Origin of the sequence: Corynebacterium sp. HMSC074H12 (assembly GCF_001813755.1) — a bacterium.
In the GTDB taxonomy this organism is placed as follows: Bacteria; Actinomycetota; Actinomycetes; order Mycobacteriales; family Mycobacteriaceae; genus Corynebacterium; species Corynebacterium hiratae.
Genome location: NZ_KV813920.1, coordinates 1 through 347, shown reverse-complemented (window position 1 = coordinate 347; position 347 = coordinate 1). Strand labels below are relative to the sequence as shown.

Annotated in this window: 1 pseudogene; it reads right to left on the bottom strand. The window is 57.6% G+C overall.

Features of this window, described 5'->3' with window-relative positions:
• A pseudogene (locus HMPREF2932_RS07755) lies at positions 1-347 on the bottom strand (IS21 family transposase); the annotation flags it as partial.

Here is a 347-nt window from a genome sequence, read left to right as displayed (position 1 = left end):
GTCAGTGACATAGGCCCCACGCTTATGCGAAACCTGGTGGGTTGCCACGGTCGTCCCCTGATCAAAGACGGTCAAGACCTGGCCTGTGATGCGCACATCGACAGTGCGGCCAACAAGCTGATGCGGGACGGAGTAGCGCACCGTTGCAACCGTGATATGGAAATCAGGGGCCACTTTCGCGCGCTTCCACTCGGTGTGCTGCCATGGGGTTGTCGGCAGGTCAGCAAGGAGATGCTGCTCGTGTTCTTCGAAGAGATCCCTGCGGCTGATGTGCTGACTGCGAAACGGCACGGACCTGTTGATTGCATCGACTAAGTCCACAATCTTTCCGTTGAGCTCGTCCAAGT